The sequence below is a fragment of the Paraburkholderia sediminicola genome, from assembly GCF_046027355.1.
In the GTDB taxonomy this organism is placed as follows: Bacteria; Pseudomonadota; Gammaproteobacteria; order Burkholderiales; family Burkholderiaceae; genus Paraburkholderia; species Paraburkholderia sediminicola_B.
Window position 1 is genome coordinate 33,812 of record NZ_JAQQEK010000030.1, and the last position, 18,954, is coordinate 52,765.

Sequence of the window (18,954 nt, forward strand, 5' to 3'; positions counted from 1 at the left end):
CGGACCGTTTATGCGGCGGTGGTAGGCGTCCCGGCTGTCTCGCCTGCCGCGCGCCGGCCGATGACCAGCAGCATTGCCAGCACGCCGACCAGATCGACCGCCGCGCCGAGCATGAAGCCGCTGCTGTAACCACCCAAGTACTGGACCGCTAAACCCATCATGGTCGGACCGACAATGCCCGAGATGTTGCTCATCAGGTGAACAAAGCCGCTTACGCCCCCAAGATGCCTGCCTGGCACAAGCTCGTGCATGGCGGCCCAGCACGCTTGCGACGAAGCCGTCAGGAACAGTACGGCGAACGCGACAAGCAGTACTGCGGGCGTCACGGAATCGACCATGCTGACGCCCACCAGGGCGAGACCCGACAGCGCGAGCGGCACGATCGCCGAGACCTTGCGCGCCAGCAGCTTGTTGCTCATGCGCTTGAAACACGCGTCGGCGAGCAGGCCGCCACCGAAGTATCCAATCCCGCCGCATGCCCATGGCACTGCGCTCAGAAAGCTCATGTGCTTCATGTCGAGATGCAGCGCGTTGGTGAAATAGCTCGGCATCCACGAGATGAACACGAACAGCGTGTAGTTCACCGCAAACAGGCCGACGCCAAGCGCGAGCGTGCTCGGACGAAACAGGTAGTTGCGCAGCGGCGTGCTTTCGTCGCCGCCTTCTGCAGGATGTGCCGCACTGCGGCTCGCTTCGACCATCTCGCGTTCGGCCTCGCCGACCCGCGCGCTTTGCGCCGGCTTGTCGGTAGCGAACATGCGCCAGGCGACGATCCACACCAGCCCGAACGCCGCGATGATCACAAACGACGTGCGCCAGCCGTAGGCGATGGCAATCAGTCCCACCACCGGCCCGGCGATCGCACTGCCTACCGTCTGGCCTGAAAACGTAAAGCCGACCATGGTCGCGGTTTCATGCCGGGGAAACCAGTTGGTGATGGTCCGGTTGGTCGTCGAATTCATCGGACCTTCGCCGAAGCCGAACAGCGCGCGGGAGATCAACAGCGTGCCGAATCCAGTCGCGGCCGCAGTCAACCCGCAGAGAATGGACCACGCCCCCATCGCCCAGGAGAAGACCCGGCGCGGTCCATACTTGTCGGCGAGTTGTCCGCCGACGAATGCGAAGATGGAATAGCCGAAGAAAAAACTGCTGAACACTACGCCGAGTTGCGACGGTGAAAGATTCAGATCCTTGTTGAGGACAGGCGCGACCACGCCAAGCGCCGCGCGGTCCATGTAATTGATCGCGCCCGCGATAAACAGCAGCAAGGCGACAACGTAGCGATACTTCCCAGTCTTCATGTTGTCTCTATTCCATGTAATTGAGGATACCGAATGTTGCTATCTGGCACTTCTCTCGAGTGCCATGGAGGTACTACTTGTTGACAAGCCTGGCGGGAAGCTGCGTCAAGATGAGACCTGCGGAGACAATCAGCGACCCCGCAATCAGGAACAGGCTCGAATCAAGTGAATGCGTGACCGTCTTTAGCCACCCCACAAGCGCAGGGCTTACGAAGCCTGCGAGATTGCCCGTCGAATTGATCAAGGCAATGCCGGCGGCCGCACCGGTGCCGCCGAGGAAGGAAGTGGGCAAGGCCCAGAACATGGGTAAGGCCGTAATCACGCCCGAAGCGGCAAGCGTCAGGCCAAGCAACGCAATATACGTATTGTTGCCCGCGTAGGCGCACATCACGAACCCCGCAGCCGCCATGCATTGCGGCAACACGACGTGCCAGCGGCGTTCACGCGTGCGGTCCGCGTGGCGGCCGACCACAATCATCAGAATCAGGGCGGCAAGATAAGGCACGACGGTGAGCAAGCCGATGGTGAAGGCGTCCGTGATTCCGGAACTCTTTATGATGGTTGGCTGCCAGAAGCCAACGGCATAGGAGCCCATCACGATACCGAAGAGAATCGTGCACAAGGTCCAGACTTTGAGCGAGGTGAAGACCTCGCGCACGGAACCGTGGCTTTTGGTGCGTGCTTCCGCATCGATTTCCGACGCAATGAAGTCGCGGTCCTGAATCGGTAGCCACTTTGCGTCCTTCACCCGATCATCGAGGAACCAGAAAATGACGGCTGCCAGGATCAGCGCGGGGACGGCTTCCAGAATGAACAGCCACTGCCAGCCGGCAAGCCCCGCGTTTCCCGCGAGGCGCTGCATGATAAAGCCCGAAATCGGGCCGCCGACAATGCCCGCCACCGGATTGCCCGCCATCAGGAAGGCAATCATCTTGCCGCGCCGATGCGATGGAAACCAGTAGGTGAGATACAGCACCAGCCCCGGGAAAAAGCCCGCTTCGGCCACGCCCAGAAAGAAACGCAATACGTAGAACATCGTGGGCGTGGTGACCCACGCGGTCGCGGCCGAGAGCACGGCCCATGTGAGCATGATCCGGGCGATCCAGCGCCGCGCGCCGAGCCGGTGCAGCAGCAAGTTGCTCGGCACCTCGAAGAAGAAATAACCGATGAAAAAGATGCCGGCGCCTAAGCCATACATCGCCTCGCTGAAGTTCAGATCGCTGAGCATCTGGAGCTTGGCGAAGCCCACGTTGACCCGATCCAGATACGCCACCACGTAGCAGACGAACAGCAAGGGCATGAAGCGCCAGGTCACCCGCGTGTAGATCGAGTTGCTTGCCGCGCTGTCAGGTAGTTGTATTGCCGGGGTTTGGGTACTCACGGGCTGTCTCCGCTATTTTGTTCGACTACCTACAGGCGACGGTTTTACTTATAGGTGTAAATGGCCGTTCGCCCTCGCAATGCGCTGAGCCACTGCGCACTCAACTCATGATGCCGATCTGCCACGGTACGAATTCGTGGTCACCCAGTCCGAGCATTTCGCTTTTTGTGCGCTCGCCCGACGCGGCAGCAAGAATAGCGTCGAAGATTTTCTGGCCCGTGCTGTGGATCGACGCGATGCCATCCAGAATCCCTCCGCAGTTAAGATCCATGTCTTCGGTCAGACGCGTGTACATCGGCGTATTGGTGGCGAGTTTCAGCGACGGCACGGGCTTGGCGCCGAACATCGAACCGCGCCCTGTCGTGAAGGCAATAAGATTTGCGCCGCCCGCAATCTGACCCGTCGCGGAGACGGGGTCGAAGCCGGGGGTGTCCATGAATACGAGTCCAGATTGCTTCACCAGCTCGGCGTATCGATACACTTGCATGAGGGGCCCGGTGCCGCCTTTCATCGCTGATCCAATCGACTTTTCGAAGATGTTCGCCAGTCCGCCCACCTGATTGCCAGGGCTGACCTGGCCGTTGATCTGAACGTCTCGACCGACCGAATACTCGTCTTTCCACCAGCGGATCCGCTCAACCAGTTTCTCGCCGACTTCGCGGCTGACCGCACGCCGCGTGAGCGTATGCTCCACGCCGTAGATTTCGGGTGTTTCGGAGAGGATGGCGGTGCCGCCATGACGGACCAGCAAGTCCATCGCCGCACCAAGCGAAGGATTGGCGGTGATCGAGGAAAAGCCGTCCGAGCCGCCGCATTGCAGACCGATTTTCAGGTGGCTTGCGGGAACCGTCGTGCGCTTCATGCGATTGGCATCGGGTAACAGCGCCCGGACCGCAGCTACGCCGGCCTCGATGGTCCGACGGGTGCCGCCGTTCTCCTGCATGATGAATGTGTGCAGCCGCGAATCAGCCTTCAGACCTTCCTGATCCATCAGTCCGGCCAGTTGGTTGCGCTCGCATCCCAGTCCGACAATCAGCGCCGCGGCAAGATTGGGATGCCGCGCGTAACCCGCCATCGTCCGGCGCAGCAGCGCCATCGGCTCACCGCTCATTTCCATGCCGCAGCCGATCGAGTGCGTGAACGCGACCACACCGTCTACGTTGGGGTAGTCCGCCAGGCGTTCCGGCGTGAACCATTCGGCGATCCTGTGCGCGACCGTGGCGGAACAATTGACTGTCGACAACACGCCGATGTAGTTGCGCGTGGCAACCTCGCCGTTATCCCGCACGATGCCCTGGAACGTGGCGCGCTCGGCCTCGGGCACCATCTCGACGGGCTGGTAGTCCGCGCCAAATGCGTAGTCCCGGTCGAACTCACGGAACTCGACGTTATGGCTATGGACCATCGTGCCTGGCGCAATATCCGTCGCGGCGAAACCGATCACCACGTTGTATTTGCGAACCGGCTCGCCCTTTTTGATGGGCGTCGCCGCGATCTTATAACCTGCGGCCACCTGGCTGCGGCAAACAAAATCTTCCGCTGGAACCGGCGTACCGATTGCGACGTCGATACGCGCAATGACCACATTGTCAGCGGGATGCAACCGGATCACTGGCCCGGTTACGTTCTTGCTCGTCATCTCAGTCATCAGGCATTGCCCTTCTAGAAATTTGCGCCGGGCGGTCAAAAAAGGCGCGAAACGAGTAATCGCTTTCTTACATAACCGCTACGGCCGATGCGTCACGGCTCGAAGCTCAAGAATTTCAGGCATCTTATGGCACTTCATTGACTAATTCAAGAGAAAGCGCTTACTCATTTCCCTTTATACTAGCGATCGTGCCGCCGCAATAGGCGGAAATGCCGGGTCCTGAACAGGAGAGTGAGATGTGGCAACAAGCTGAGCGATACCCCGACCCGCGGGTGATTTCGCTAGACCCTTCCTTCGATAAATACCGCGTGGCCTTTTCGGCTGTCGAACGGCTGGCTACCGGTTACCGGTGGACCGAAGGTCCGGTATGGTTCGGCGACGGACGCTACCTGCTCTGGAGCGACATTCCGAACAACCAGATGCTGAAATGGGAGGAGGAAACGGGCGTAGTCAGCGTGTTCCGGAAACCTTCCAACTACGCGAATGGCAACACCCGCGACAGACAGGGGCGGCTCGTTACGTGCGAGCACGGCCGCCGCGTCACACGCACTGAGTACGACGGCAGCATCACCGTCCTTCTCGATTCCTTTGAAGGCAAGCCGCTTAATTCCCCCAACGACCTGGTCGTGAAGTCGGACGGTTCTATCTGGTTCACTGATCCGCCGATGGGCATTTCCGGACACTACGAAGGAATCAAGGCGGAGCAGGAACTCCCCCACTCCGTATATCGAATTGATGGCATGACGGGCGAAGCGTCCGTAGTCACTCGCGACTTGAAAGGGCCGAACGGCCTGTGTTTTTCACCCGACGAGAAGCTGCTCTACATCATCGAATCGCGCGGTGTGCCCAACCGGATGATCCACGTCTATGAAGTGGACGCGGATGGCCGCGGAATCGGTAAAGGCCGAATGTTCTACGACGCGGGCGCCGGCACGATCGACGGTATGCGCGCGGACATCGACGGCAATTTATGGTGCGGCTGGGGCATGGGCAATGACGAACTCGATGGCGTCATGGTTATTTCGCCACAGGGAAAGATGATTGGCCGGATCGCCCTGCCCGAGCGCTGCGCGAATTTGTGCTTTGGTGGACGCGCGCGTAACCGGCTGTTCATGGCGTCGTCGCAGTCCATTTATGCGGTGCACGTCAACACGCAGGGCGCGCTGGGTGGATAGCCCCGTTCGCCACGAAACGTATCACGGCCTCCGGCATGCGCCGGTGGCGGCACTTCACTTCGAAACACTGACTTGATAACCCTGACATGCAAAGCAAACCCGTATTGACCGTTGTAGAAGCTACGCGAATCCTGGAAGCCGCGCGCGCGGAAGCAGAGAAAAACCAGTGGGCAGTAACCATCGCGGTCGTGGATGACGGGGGTCATCTGCTGGCCCTGCTCCGCCTCGACGGCTGTGCGCCGATAGGCGCTTACATCGCGACCGAAAAGGCGCGTACCTCCGCGCTCGGTCGACGTGAATCGAAGCAGTACGAAGACATGATCAACGGCGGCCGCACCGCGTTCCTGAGCGCGCCGCTAGCCGGCACGCTCGAGGGCGGCGTCCCGGTCGTGGTCGACGGAAACGTTGTGGGTGCAGTCGGCGTGTCCGGTGTCAAACCGGATCAGGATTCGCACGTGGCCAGAACCGCGGCAAACAGCCTCAACGGCTGATTGATTGATATTTGAAACTGTTGGAGCAAATGATGGGTGAAATGATCGACAGAAACGGGCTGCGTGTCGCCCCTGTTCTCAGCAAATTTGTCGACGATGAGGCGTTGAGTGGGACTGGCATCGACAGCGAAGCCTTCTGGAAAGGCTTCGATGCCCTCGTCCACGACCTCGCCCCCAAGAACCGCGCGCTGCTCGCAGAACGCGATCGCCTGCAGACGGAACTGGACCAGTGGCACCGCGCACATCCGGGGCCCGTGCGCGATCTGAAGGCATACCGCGCATTTCTCGAAGGCATCGGCTATATCGTACCGGTGAGCGCAGCTGTTAAGGCGACGACCCAGAATGTCGACACCGAAATCGCCGGGCAAGCCGGCCCGCAACTCGTCGTGCCACTGTCGAACCAGCGCTACGCGCTCAACGCCGCGAATGCGCGCTGGGGCAGCCTCTACGATGCACTCTACGGCACCGACGCGATCCCCGAAACCGACGGTGCCGAGCGCACCGCTTACTTCAACCCGGTCCGCGGCGCACGCGTGATCGCGCGCGCCCGCGCATTCCTCGATGAAGCCGCGCCGCTCGTCAACGGCTCGCACGTCGACGCCATCGCGTACCGCGTGGAATGCGGCAAGCTCGCCGTCACGCTCAAGAACGGCTCGTCGGCGTTGAAGGTCCCCGCGCAGTTCATCGGCTATCAGGGGGATGCAGGCTCCCCTTCCGCCGTCCTGCTCAAACATCACGGCCTGCACTTCGAGATCCAGATCGACGCCACGGACTCCATCGGCAAGACCGACGCTGCGCGCGTGAAGGACGTGCTGATGGAAGCGGCCGTGTCGACGATTATCGATTGCGAAGACTCCGTTGCCGCTGTCGATGCCGCCGAAAAGGTCCAGCTTTACCGCAACTGGACCGGCCTCGCGAAAGGCGACCTGACCGAGCAAGTCACGAAGAACGGCAAGACCTTCACGCGTCGCCTGAACGCCGACCGCACATACACCGCGCCCGATGGCTCGACCGTGAAACTGCATGGCCGCTCGTTGCTGTTTATCCGCAACGTCGGGCATTTGATGACGAATCCGGCGATCGTCGATCGCGACGGTCGTGAGATTCCCGAAGGCATTCTGGATGCCGTGATGACATCGCTGGGCGCGATGCACGACCTGCAAAACAAGCTCAATTCGCGGACCGGATCGATTTACATCGTCAAGCCGAAGATGCACGGCCCGGCCGAAGTCGCGTTTTCCAATGAACTGTTCGACCGTGTCGAAGATCTGCTCGGGCTGCCGCGCCATACCATCAAGATGGGCATCATGGACGAGGAGCGCCGCACGAGCGTCAATTTGCAGGCGTGCATTGCGGCGGCATCGGCGCGCGTCGCGTTCATCAATACGGGCTTCCTGGATCGCACCGGCGACGAGATGCACAGCGCAATGGAAGCCGGTCCGATGATGCGCAAGGGTGATATGAAATCGTCGGCATGGATCGCGGCTTACGAGCGCAATAACGTGCTGGCCGGCTTGAGCTCGGGATTGCGCGGACGCGCGCAGATCGGCAAAGGCATGTGGGCGATGCCCGACCTGATGCATGCGATGCTCGAACAGAAAATCGCGCATCCGAAAGCGGGCGCGAACACGGCTTGGGTGCCGTCGCCGACTGCCGCGACACTGCACGCGCTGCACTACCATCAAGTTGACGTTCAGGCCGTGCAGCAAGAGTTGGAAAAGACCGCCTACGACAGCGTACGCGATGAGCTGCTCGATGGCTTGCTGACGATTCCTGTCGTCGAAGAGGCGCAGTGGTCAGATGAGGAAATCCGCAAGGAAATCGAGAACAACGCGCAAGGGATTCTGGGTTATGTGGTGCGCTGGATCGATCAGGGCGTCGGCTGCTCGAAGGTGCCGGATATTCACGATATCGGCCTGATGGAAGACCGCGCGACGCTGCGCATTTCGAGCCAGCACATTGCGAACTGGCTGCATCACGGGGTGGTGTCGGAAGCGCTGGTGAACGAAACGTTCAAGCGCATGGCGAAGGTGGTGGATGCGCAGAACGCCAACGACCCGCAGTACCAGCCGATGGCCGGTCATCTGGACACATCACTCGCGTTCAAGGCGGCGAAGGCGCTGGTTTTTGAAGGGCGGTCGCAGCCTAGCGGGTATACGGAACCATTGCTGCACAAGTTCCGACTTGGTGCGAAGTGGTAGGCGTCGCATAGCGCAGTCGAAACCGTGGGCGATTCAGCATGCGTCGCGGGCGGCCGGCGGCGTCCCGCGTACGCATGTGCTTGGCAACTTGCGGCTATGGTGTAAATAGCCGCATTGACAACATGTTCCTTTTAGTGAGGATACCCAGGCGTGTGGGCGCGAGGCATGCCGGAGTGTGGACGCTTCCGTATTCGAGTTCGGCGTCGTGCTGATAGGCCGCACGCCAAAACAGGTAGGTACGCCAGGAGCGGTGGTGACGCCGACGCGAACCCGCGTGGTCCGCGGAACATGTCGGCCGCCGCCGACGTGTTCGCAACGGACAGCCGCCGGCATATTACCGACCGGCGGCTGTCGCACGCTGTCAGGATCCGTTCACGGCGTCCTTGAACGCCTTGCCGGCAGTAAACTTGACGGTCTTCGCTGCGGGGATCTGGATTTCGGCGCCGGTCGCCGGGTTGCGGCCCACGCGTGCGGCGCGGGCTCCCGTTGAAAACGACCCGAAGCCGATGAGTTGAACCGTGTCGCCCTTCCTGACCGCGCTCGTGATTGCGCCGATGAACGCATCGATCGCTTCGCCTGTTGCCGCCTTGCTCGCGCCAGTCGCCGCAGCGACCGCATCCACCAGTTCCTGTTTGTTCATTGTCGATCCGTTGTTTTCTTTGTGGAAACCGTCACCCTCCCGATCGCCGCGCGTTCGCGCAATGACAAACGGCGCGCGATCCTCCTCGCTACTCGTAGCCATCGGTAACATGGGCGCACGAGACTAGAACTACAGAATACGTAATATTTGATACATGGCGGTTTGCGAAGGTACTGCCTAGCGATATCTGCTAGCGCTTGTCGATTTCGCAGCCTTAGAATGCGCCTCGTCGTGAAACATAAGGACAGCCGTGCCTCGAAAGTCCTCCAAGTTATTGTTTGTGCATCGTTTTTTCGCTTCCGCATTGATCGTTTAATTGTTTCACGAAAATCCGTTGGTCGATGTCTGAAGTCCGCTTCGTGTATACCGCCCCCTGCAAGCTCCAACCGTAGCTAAGCATTCGAGCGGGTCGTGGAGGTGCTCGTAAAGCTCCGTGCTGCTGGCACCCTCCCCGCAACAGCACGAAAACTGCTCCTAGCTGCGCGGCGTCGGCGCCTTCCACGTGACCGATGCACGCACGATCACGCGCCTCTTCGGTGACTAAACCGAATGACGTACTGCTGATCGAAGGTGTCGCCCTCAATGTGGGCGTCGCTAAGGATGCTCGCGCGGGGCTTTGACTTTGGCGTCCGGCCAACTCAGGCAAAGATCGAGGGTCGAAACTTTCGAAGATTTTGCCGCCGATCAGCGGACAGTATTCACTCGGAGCGAGACAGATTTTGAAAGCATCACGAAAGCAATGTCAGGACTTTGCCTTTGCGTCGAATTGAGACGCGTATAGCGCGTCCTCCCTCGGGACGCGCATTCGGGACTTTTTGATTATGCGAGGACATGCGATGCAGATATATTTGACTATTGAACCAGAAAATTAATAGGTAATTCATATGATTACATTCATTTTTTGTCGGTGCGTTATCTGTCTAACGGTTCAACATGAAGGCACAAGACAGTGAAATGGTGACCGTGATAAGCATCTACCGTGAATAGCGGCGCGACGACAACACGCGCAAGTACGTCGCAGTCGTGATGTTTTCAAAGGTAATCCGACTTCGCGGTAGGCGGGAGCCCTCTGCTGCGAACCGCAAGGTTTGCACGACCTGCCGGACGAGTCCGCGGTTCGAGTCAAAGAAATCGAGCCCAGCTAGAGTGGCTTCCTCAATCAATTTGCGGCGTGGGAGTTGTAGGGCCTGCCGGAGGAATTCCGGCTGAAGCGACTGCCATAGCTGATGCAATGTATCTAGCGCGTAGATGAACGTGACCTGCCATGGCCACCGCGGCAAATGGATGCCGGCACCCGCCTGCCTCGCCATTTTTTTGACGTAGCTCTCTCCTTCTGGGGAGACACCCGCCGGGCTCTTCTTTGCGATGTTGTGCGCTGGTTACTACCAGCTGGCAGGGGTCAGAATGCTCACCCGAGTCCTATTCACGCCCAACACGATAAGGCCGCAACTGGGCGGGCGCCCCGCGCCGGTGGACTTGACCGCTCGTTGTCTCCGTATCGACATTGCTCCAACGCCGGATAGTTGCACCAAGGTCTAATCCAGACGGCGCCCCCATGATGAACCGGATCGAGAGGACGACGCGGCTGGAAGCATCGCTCGTCGAGATGCGCGACCATCTACTCGAGCGCTATGTCTGATGAACCTCTACCCGTCCGAAAACCTTGTGGACGCGCGAAGATTCAATCGCGGGCCGAAGTGGATGACCGTTTTTTGGTGAAGGACACAACCAAGGCGACTGAATTCCGGAGAGGAAGGCTCGGCTCCAGCACGGTTTCGGGAAGTAGTGTACCAGCCAGTGCATCACCAGCAAGTAAAGACTCTAGCCGTGCTGCAGGCCTGCATCGAACTGTGCGGCCGAACGCTGACGCTGCGACGCCAGAACGGCAATTCGTGTCCGAGGAACAGTCCACGAACCTCGTGTCGTTCAATCCGGACGCAAATCGCTGACGGCGCCGCTTTGGCGAATGGGTGAGTCGCGCGACGGCAACCGGGGCCGCAATCACGCGCCCGGCCTTTAACTCCTCCGTGGTCTCTCCCGTACAACAACGTCGAAGCGATGCTGACACACATGCCCTGTTCCGCGATGGCCCGAACACCCCCGCGGCCAGAAGGGGCTTGAATGCTTTGTCTTGTCAGCGTCTGGAGGTTTAGCAGACTGCGATCTCGGCGCCTCGATGGGCATTGCGCAAGCGCGGAGGGATTTCTCACGCAGTCGTATCCAGGGTGAAGCGGCACGAAGCCACTCCGGATAGCTGGGCGCTGCGCCCGTTTTCCGGGCATTCGTCCCCGATTTGCAGCGGTACAAGGTGTTTGTACTGCGGGAATTTTCGCGTGGCGATTGGCGTACGCTACCTTTGCGGCACCCCATGTCGGGACATCGCGGAGCCGGTGACAGAAACGAAAACCGGCCGTTCCCGTCGACAAGGGCTGCCGAAGATGCACTGGGAGTCGTTCACGCGCGGCGGCGGCATCCTCTCCCCTGAATGCGCGAAGTTCATCCACTCACGGCGTACCGTGTCGCTTGAAGTCAATGGCCCCGCGGTATTGAGCGCACAGTATCGCCTCGCGCGCGCAACCGTACTTCTGATCGGTTTCACCAGTATGCAGCGGGATGATACTTTCCACCTCATCCGCGTCCCGCCCCCAGCCCGGGCCGGAGCAGCACGAAGAATCAGACATCCTCGGAAGGTCGCGATTCTGTGGAACCGGAAGTGACGGACGGGGTCCGTTCGCATCTGGTGATCGAAGTACTACACGCTCACAGCCGATCGCGAAATTGATTCTGAGGATGCGAAAAAGCGAGAAGTTCCGCGTCTCTCGGTGGTGATCCCAACCACGGAAACCCCAAAGGCAAAGCATCTGCTCATTCTGTGGATTGGTAGTGGATCTTGCGCCACGGTTAGACCAGGCCGTGACGCGGACACCGCTGCGCCTCGCGGAGAACGAAACTCTCGCGCTGGACCTGCGGGAACCGCGCCCTTCGCTTGAAGCGGCGGCGCACGCGCTGCACCACACGTTCGTCAAGCTGCTCGCGGCGGACCACCTGCGCGTGGATGTGCTGCAGCGTGTGCTGAGTTACGCTTTCCTCCAGAGTGCGACGATCTACATATCGGTAGAGCGGGCCCGCAGCCTTTGGGGCACGGGATAGTTCTAACACGACCCCGCCTGAGCGAGGTAGAGGGAGGCACCGCCACTGGAGGCACTTTCCACCCTAGCTATCAGCGGCGAGCAAATGGACAGTCGAGTCGTTGCGCTGTCGTCATATATTTGCCCGCCTATGGGTCGAAAGGTGAGGCTTGAACGCGTGTCAGCGATGCTGACACCTCTACACGAAGAAAGTCGGACAGATCGAAGTAAATCGACAGTCAACCGCGAGTGTCAGTAATACCGACACTCCGAACAGGGCGCGTTGAAGAGTCGCTGTCGCAACCTGTCAGTACGCTCGTGGCTCCTCGCGTAGCGGTTGCGCAGATTCCAGTGCATATAAACCTCGGCCACGCGGTCATGCCAACCAAGCGGTCTCTCACATTCGCAAGAGGAAATACCGTGACCCCAGGCAACGCCGACGGGACGGCGGTCCGCAACTACAGCAGACGCCACACTTGAATCACATCAAGTAGGTGTGGCATACGTTGAGACCCACGTGATGACCGCAATCCGGTTCACCTTCCAGGCGTCGCTGCGGGCTAGGCTTTGTCTTCTATGGGATGCAAGCTCGCCGCTGACTCGCGCTAGAAGACGACCGCAAAACAGCTAAGGTTTTCTGCTTGCCGTCCTTCTTGTCCAAAACTCAGAGTGTCAGTAATACCGACACTGCTCCCGCAGGGCCAGACCGACCAAACGTCCACGACTGGACGCGTCGTCCGTCGTATGCAGTTCAGAATCGGTCGGTGCCAATTTCACTCACCCATGAGTGTCCAATGTTGCGCCTCGCCCGAAGCGGAACGCGGATCGCAGACACGGCCTGCATCGACCTCCCGCCCCCTCGGCGATAGAACACAACGTCTCGCTTCGAGACTCCGGTGTCAGTATTACTGACGCCCCGCGTCGGCACAAAAAAGCCCGCTCGACGCGGGCTCCTTTGTCGCAAGAAATGCTAGGTCACCGCGGCTCACCCTTGTACAGCTCACTGATAAGCTGCCGAATTCGCGCCTCTTGGGACTCGGTCAACGCCGCTGCCTTGATTTTCACCGTAAAGCTATTGACGTCCTTGGTGATGCTTCCCGCCTGGTCTTTTCCGGCGAAGAATTTCTCGATAAGCCTCTCCCGAGCCGTCGTCCCCGACGCACGACGAGTCACCATCGCGATAATCGCCGGCGCAAGTTTGCCTTGGGCAAGATCCCCCTTGACCACATCTGGCCACAGTTCGCGTGCAGCCAACTCAGCTTCGCCGCCGTGCTTCTTAAGGGCTGAGACAATTTCCTCTGCAGCGTTACAGCCGAGTAGGGCAGGCTGCAAATCAAGGTCCTTCTTCATGAAGTCCGGCAGATTGTCGAACGCAAGAAATTGGTATAGCCCGGTACGTGACAGGCCCACTGCCTCTGCCAGCCTTTTGCGGCTAGGAAACTCGCTCTCAGACCGACGAAGCGAGATGGCCACTTCATAATCGGTGAGGTCGTCCCGGTCCATATTCTCGACCAGCGCCAGCACAATCATGTCCTGGTCGGAGCACTCGATGACTACCGTCTTGATGTACTCCGCCCCGAGTATTTTGTGTGCTCGCCAGCGCCGCTCCCCTGCCACAATCTGGTAGGCCGATTCAACCCGACGAACCACGATGGGCTGCATGAGCCCGACTTCGCGAATCGACTCTGCCAGCTCTGACAGCTTGGCTTCATTGAATACCCGCCGCGGCTGCCAGGGATTAGGAACAATTTCCGTCACCGGCAACTGCGACGTCGTTCCCGACGACTCAAGCTCCTGTACCCTCAATTGCGCGGCCGCCAATGCTCCGGCCATCCCCGGTGCCGTCTCTGTCCGACTTGCGCGACGGCTGGCATCGGGGGTTCGTTCAGCCGTTGATCGAAGATTTGCGGTCTTGGCCAACATCTGATCACGGATATTGTTGGTGCTCATTGTGCTGGCCTCCATTGCTTGACGAACATGTCATCGACCCATCGGCAATAGTCAATTAACGGCTGCTTGACGCGTGCTAAGGATTTCGCCTGGCTATGAGAGCTGCTGATGTCAAAAACGGTCGTAAATGCGAGAGCACCTGAGCTCATTACGGAACTGGCAGGAACCTCAAACGGGTCCAGCCAGTGCCGATACGCACCTTGTGCCCACGTGCGGACAACCGGTGCCGCGGAAGTGCTGTTGTAGTTCACGCGGGTCAGCAATACAGAAACGAAATCGTACTTTTTGTTAGCTTCGTATTTGATGAACGACTTGGCGACGTCCGAGAAAAGTCGCCAGAAGGAAAGCGAGCTGAAGAAGTCGAGATTCTCCGGGACCATCGGCATTACCATTGCGTCCGCTGCCATCAATGCGTTCAGGTTGAGGTAAGACAGGGAGGGCGATGTATCCAGAATGATGTAGTCATAGTGCTTGCGCAATGGCGCTAGTCCATCCCGGAGCACCTGCCAGAACTTGAATCCCGCGAGCTTCATCTGCATCGCGGGAAGGTGATACTCAGCCCCGACCAGTTCTGTATGTGCCGGAATGATATCCAACCCATCCCAGTACGTTGGCTGCACCCTGGAGAGCAGACCTCCTTCGACCTTTTGGTCATAGACAAAAGGAAGCACTGTATCGTCCGGAGATACCTCTTTTTCGGCGTACAGTCCACATAGCTCGGAAAGCGAAGCTTGGGGGTCAAGGTCGACAACGAGAACCTTTCGCCCGCGCAGGCTCAACCCTTGGGCAAGGCACATCGACGTTGTGGTTTTAGCCGAGCCCCCCTTCAGCTGCGACGTGATGAGTACTTTGCCTTCGAAATCGCTCGGTCCAGCTACCAGAGGCGTCTGGTAGATGTCCGACACCTGCTGTACCCAATTTCGGGCTTCAACTAGTGTAAATAGCCGACTTCGGCTTCGTCCTGTCCCGGTGGACTGCCCTTCCGGCAGCACACCATCCCCCTTGGTTGCTAGGTATTGCACCTGCTGACGCGTCAGGCCGCACAACTCTGCGACTTCTCCAGTCGTAAACACCGGCGCTTCCTTGCGCGGGCGCGGCGCGAGAATTTGGTCCCGTAGTTCAGTTGCATAATCGGTGACGACGTCCGCGAAATCTGAGATTTCCTCAAGCGTCACGGTTCGGTCTATCGGCATCGGTTGGCTGACATTGGCCATTTCGGAGTTTTCCATGGAAATTGAAGCTAAACGGAGAATACAGGAAAAACGTAAAAACAGCGTTATATTGTCGTCCACTTTCTCAAATATCGTTCGTAAGCCACTGTTTTTTATGCCTTCAACGGTATCTGTGCCAGCCCACATGAACGAAATCGCCCGCACAAAATCTCTCACCTTTAAAGCACGTGACGCCGCCGGCGGAAACAGTTATGGACAAAGGGTGAGAGTTTTTGTCCACTGACCCGCCAGACCGAGCCGAGGAAACGGGCTGAGAGGTTAGAGTTCAAGACGTCTGATAGCGATGAGTGCACATACATGGACGATTACATTACATTTTGATTTCGTTTGACAGAAGAAGAGGGCAAAGGTGAGAGATAGTGTGCATCCACGCAAATGCCTGTATCGGAAGCGCATCCGCATGCACAAAATCCCTCACCCTTCGATCATCGACATTCGCCGCTGAAGCTTGTACGTAGGACGATAGTCGCGGCGTAACTGAATGTGACCGACGGTGTGGACGAAAGACCTCGCGTGTATCGGCCAGCAGAAGATGCTGCACACAATCTCTCACCTTTGAAGCGCGCGCGAAGAACATCACCGAGACTGGCGTCCCAAATGCATGTAAGGCGGCACTGCTTCACATCTCCCTGATTCGAAAAGCACCATCGTTCTCGCCGTGCGCTCCTAAATGCGGCGGGACACTCTGTCTCACGGACTTGAACGCGCAGAGCTGCCAGGCCTATTTGATTCCACCGCACATGGACCTTTACGCTCGACTCGGCTGTCTACCGTGGAGCCGTTAAGCTAGCCGCCTACGTTGCCGAGCGGTTTGTTGGTTGTTTTAAATAAAAAAAACGAACTAACAAACGTACAGGAGAAATACGATTCCTTTCTTATCAAACAGTTAGTGCCGGAGAGGTGAGACTCAATGTGCCAAAGGTGAGAGAAAATGTGCACCTCAGGTGAGACATCTGGGTGCAGAAGGGGAGATTTCTAGTGTGTCGAGGTGAGAGACAAAAGCGCGTTTTACCGAAGGTGAGAGATTTTCCTGCGTCGCCTGTGGATAACCGGCTGAAACCCTCTACCATCATGGGCTGGGGCTCCGCCGTTTTCACTAGTGGTGAGAGATGGTGTGCCGAAGGTGAGAGATGATGTGCATGCTGTTCATCTCAGTGCCAAAGGTGAGACTTTCTTATTGACATCTCACCTTTGTATGCCTAGAGTCTGCTGAAATTTCAAGGGAACAGGCATGTCCAGCAGCGTCGACCGGCGAGTCACCCCTCTTCAATTTGCACTGGACCTATTCGTCGAGATGGCGCCGGCGCAAAGGTCCATCGATGAGACTAGTCCGGATAAAGATATCGGTTATCAAAAGAACCGGGTCTTCGCGCGCATTATCGGATTAGGACTGTCCGCCAGACGCTTTGTGGATGCCGCTTACTTCATCGTCGCGCAGGACCCTGAAATTCAGGAAACCTATGACGTGACGCTCAGCTTTTTTAAATGGCTGATGCGCTATGACAGCAGGAATAAGAAACATTTTTCCAGCGTCATTCGCAGCGTCAAATCTTCGATGCTCGAAGTGATGAGTGCACCGGTAGTGTCCGTAGATTCGAAAGGACGCATGCTGGAGGAACCTCTCGAACCCGGTGAAGAGGGCAGTGCCGGCGATGACGAGGCGGATGAGGACTTGGCCGTCCAGAATGAAGACGGGGACTGGCTTGAGTTGATCGGCCGGGTCAGTGTCAGAAATGGCCGGATTCGCTTCCGCGTGCCTATCGAGCTGCAACGCCTCATCAAGGACCCTGAGAACTCGTACTGGACCAGCCTGCTAGTCACCTCGAGATTTACGCTCATCTATGCTCGAGGTATTTACGACCATGTCTTGCCATCCGTACCCAGCGGGCTAACAGACTGGCTGTCACTCGACCTCGTTCGAAACTTGCCCGGCAAGTCATGGGCAAACAACGCTGAGTTCAAATACTTCAAGCGCGATTATCTCGAGCCGGCCGTCAACCAAATCAACGAACTGTCCGACATCGAGTTGTCGTATGAGACCCGTGCCGGAACTCCCGGCTCACGAAAGAAAGACCAGATACGCTTCCGGCTCAAACGTAAGGAAGGGGCATTGGCATCCAAAGCGGCCATGCTGAACTCAGTCGTACTCTTCAAAATGCTTCAGGATGAATTCGGACTGTCTGAAAAACAGTTTGAAAAAATCGCTGAGAACAGGTTCGTCTGGACGGACGAGCGCATTCAACAAGCCATCGACTACACCCGCTGGACAATCAGGCAGGGTATCAAGGTGAAAAGAGCATCCGCCTACTTGATGAGGGCTCTTTCGGATAACTATCGGGTATCCGACGCCGACAGGCAGGTCGAATTGATTCAGGCCCAGCTTGTTGAGGCTACGACGGGGGAACAGGGGGCGAGGTCTGACCGGCAAAAGGAAGTCGAGGCCAGCTTGGCGGCAGCTAACGCGGCAGCCGATAAACGTCGACAGGAGGAGATTCGTCTGGCGCGCGAATTCTTCGACACAGCGGACAAGAAGACACGGGAGGACCTCGTCCGCAAGTTTGTCGCGTCGAGCACGATGGGACTGCGTGCTATTGAGCGTCAAATGCTCAAGCCGGCTAATGTCACTGAGGCCAACATTCTGAATCTGCCAGACGTTGCCAATACGTTCAGCTCGTACGTCGCCGGCGAAATTAGAAAAGCTGCGCGTGTGCGTGCGCGGAACCCGTAACGCTCTGTACGGCTATCAGCAATCCGGCAGCCTCGCTGCGGAAGTTGCCGGTGACATTGACCACGATACCTGCAAGGTTCGGCTGACCCACGCCATCGGCGATTCCGTGGCGAACGCTACCCGTCGGAGAGCGCGGCCGTCTACCGCCTTCTGAGCGGCTGTACGCCGCACTATCGTTGCGGCGTTACCTCCTTAATGTGGCCGCGCCGTACTCGGCGATGCGCCGCTTGGGAAAATCGCAGCGCCCCTTTAAGCCTCTATCGCTTTGCTAGGCAGGCTCTGTCAGCATCGACGGTGCGCGCGCGCCGCGCGTCGGATTGAATCGCTGACAAGCCGCGTCGGGAGCCCGACCGGAACCGCACGGTGAGGCCCTGTCAGCAAGCATGTCCAAATGCGGCTATCATTTCGCGCGGCGATCGACGCCGAAACAGGAAAGGAAAAAATCCGGATGATCCATGTCATTGCCACGATCACTACCCAGCTCGGTCAACGCGAAGCCGTGCTGGCGCTTTTCAACAAGAACCGTCCGGCGGTGCTGGCGGAAGAGGGGTGCATTAGCTACGAGGCCGTAGTCGACGTACCGGACTTCGGGGCGATTCAGACACCGCTCGGCACTGACACCTTTGCTGTAATCGAACGCTGGGAAAGCGCGGAAGCGTTAAAGGCGCATGCGGCCTCCGCGCATATGGCCGAATACGGACGCAATACCCGTCCGTTGCTCGTGAGCCGCGTCATCAACGTGCTCCAGGCCTGCTAAAGGGCTGGGCTCGTGCAGCCCTGCGTTTGATGAGCAGGGAATGTCTCAGGCAGTCGGGCACCTAAACGATCAATGATGCGTGAATGCGTTCGCAGCATATTGGCTCCGACGGCGCTGGCTGCGACGGTGCGACGGAAACAGCGTGCTCTTGGCTACACCTGCGCAACGGAAGCCGAATCAATTGCACGCGGATCTGGGAACGGAACGACGTTGGTACTTGTGGCCCGCCTACAGGGCGCGAACCAGTTCTTCACGAACAGCAGGAAGGTCGGGAAGATGCTCCTTCGAACAGACCGATCGCAAAATGTACGGCCACCAGTTG

General features: G+C 58.4%; 13 protein-coding genes. 7 read left to right on the forward strand and 6 right to left on the reverse strand.

The window, feature by feature from the left end:
* Positions 1 to 8: 8 nt before the first annotated feature.
* The 3 genes from PQR42_RS35450 to PQR42_RS35460 all read right to left on the reverse strand — a co-directional run bounded on the left by PQR42_RS35450 (position 9) and on the right by PQR42_RS35460 (position 4,330).
* Positions 9 to 1,301: an MFS transporter gene (locus PQR42_RS35450; RefSeq protein ID WP_408494980.1), complete on the reverse strand. Its 1,293-nt coding sequence runs from the start codon at positions 1,299 to 1,301 to the stop codon at positions 9 to 11.
* 73 nt (positions 1,302 to 1,374) lie between these two features.
* Entirely contained in the window at positions 1,375 to 2,682 is a 1,308-nt protein-coding gene (locus PQR42_RS35455) for an MFS transporter (protein WP_408494982.1), read from the reverse strand.
* A 100-nt stretch (positions 2,683 to 2,782) separates the two neighbouring features.
* Positions 2,783 to 4,330 (reverse strand): UxaA family hydrolase, encoded by a 1,548-nt coding sequence (locus PQR42_RS35460; protein ID WP_408392151.1) that lies wholly within the window; start codon positions 4,328 to 4,330, stop codon positions 2,783 to 2,785.
* 236 nt (positions 4,331 to 4,566) lie between these two features.
* On the opposite strand from PQR42_RS35460, the gene PQR42_RS35465 reads away from it, so the two are divergent.
* The 3 genes from PQR42_RS35465 to PQR42_RS35475 all read left to right on the forward strand — a co-directional run bounded on the left by PQR42_RS35465 (position 4,567) and on the right by PQR42_RS35475 (position 8,197).
* A complete protein-coding gene (locus PQR42_RS35465; protein ID WP_408392148.1) occupies positions 4,567 to 5,505 on the forward strand; it encodes an SMP-30/gluconolactonase/LRE family protein in 939 nt (312 codons plus the stop codon).
* Between the two features lie 86 nt (positions 5,506 to 5,591).
* Positions 5,592 to 5,996 (forward strand): heme-binding protein, encoded by a 405-nt coding sequence (locus PQR42_RS35470; protein ID WP_408392145.1) that lies wholly within the window; start codon positions 5,592 to 5,594, stop codon positions 5,994 to 5,996.
* A 41-nt stretch (positions 5,997 to 6,037) separates the two neighbouring features.
* The gene (locus tag PQR42_RS35475) at positions 6,038 to 8,197 is read left to right on the forward strand and encodes a malate synthase G (protein WP_408392143.1); all 2,160 of its coding nucleotides are present in this window, start codon (positions 6,038 to 6,040) and stop codon (positions 8,195 to 8,197) included.
* 361 nt (positions 8,198 to 8,558) lie between these two features.
* Here PQR42_RS35475 and PQR42_RS35480 read toward each other — a convergent pair whose 3' ends face one another.
* Positions 8,559 to 8,837: an HU family DNA-binding protein gene (locus PQR42_RS35480; RefSeq protein ID WP_408179739.1), complete on the reverse strand. Its 279-nt coding sequence runs from the start codon at positions 8,835 to 8,837 to the stop codon at positions 8,559 to 8,561.
* Positions 8,838 to 11,720: 2,883 nt separating this feature from the next.
* Between PQR42_RS35480 and PQR42_RS35485 the strand changes: the two genes are divergently transcribed.
* A complete protein-coding gene (locus PQR42_RS35485) occupies positions 11,721 to 11,987 on the forward strand; it encodes a hypothetical protein (protein ID WP_408494986.1) in 267 nt (88 codons plus the stop codon).
* Between the two features lie 953 nt (positions 11,988 to 12,940).
* Here the strand turns inward: PQR42_RS35485 and PQR42_RS35490 are convergent.
* Both PQR42_RS35490 and PQR42_RS35495 read right to left on the reverse strand, forming a co-directional pair.
* Positions 12,941 to 13,915 (reverse strand): ParB/RepB/Spo0J family partition protein, encoded by a 975-nt coding sequence (locus tag PQR42_RS35490; protein WP_408392141.1) that lies wholly within the window; start codon positions 13,913 to 13,915, stop codon positions 12,941 to 12,943.
* A complete protein-coding gene (locus tag PQR42_RS35495; RefSeq protein WP_408392238.1) occupies positions 13,912 to 15,129 on the reverse strand; it encodes an AAA family ATPase in 1,218 nt (405 codons plus the stop codon). The genes PQR42_RS35490 and PQR42_RS35495 overlap by 4 nt, the downstream gene beginning before the upstream one ends.
* Before the next feature lie 13 nt (positions 15,130 to 15,142).
* On the opposite strand from PQR42_RS35495, the gene PQR42_RS35500 reads away from it, so the two are divergent.
* The 3 genes from PQR42_RS35500 to PQR42_RS35510 all read left to right on the forward strand — a co-directional run bounded on the left by PQR42_RS35500 (position 15,143) and on the right by PQR42_RS35510 (position 18,632).
* The gene (locus tag PQR42_RS35500; RefSeq protein ID WP_408494988.1) at positions 15,143 to 15,370 is read left to right on the forward strand and encodes a hypothetical protein; all 228 of its coding nucleotides are present in this window, start codon (positions 15,143 to 15,145) and stop codon (positions 15,368 to 15,370) included.
* Between the two features lie 1,008 nt (positions 15,371 to 16,378).
* Positions 16,379 to 17,875, forward strand: a complete 1,497-nt coding sequence (locus PQR42_RS35505) for a replication initiation protein (RefSeq protein ID WP_408392138.1) — start codon at positions 16,379 to 16,381, stop codon at positions 17,873 to 17,875.
* Between the two features lie 448 nt (positions 17,876 to 18,323).
* Positions 18,324 to 18,632 carry a putative quinol monooxygenase gene (locus PQR42_RS35510; protein ID WP_408494990.1) on the forward strand — a complete coding sequence of 103 codons (309 nt, stop codon included), beginning with the start codon at positions 18,324 to 18,326 and terminating at the stop codon, positions 18,630 to 18,632.
* The last annotated feature ends 322 nt before the right edge of the window (positions 18,633 to 18,954 follow it).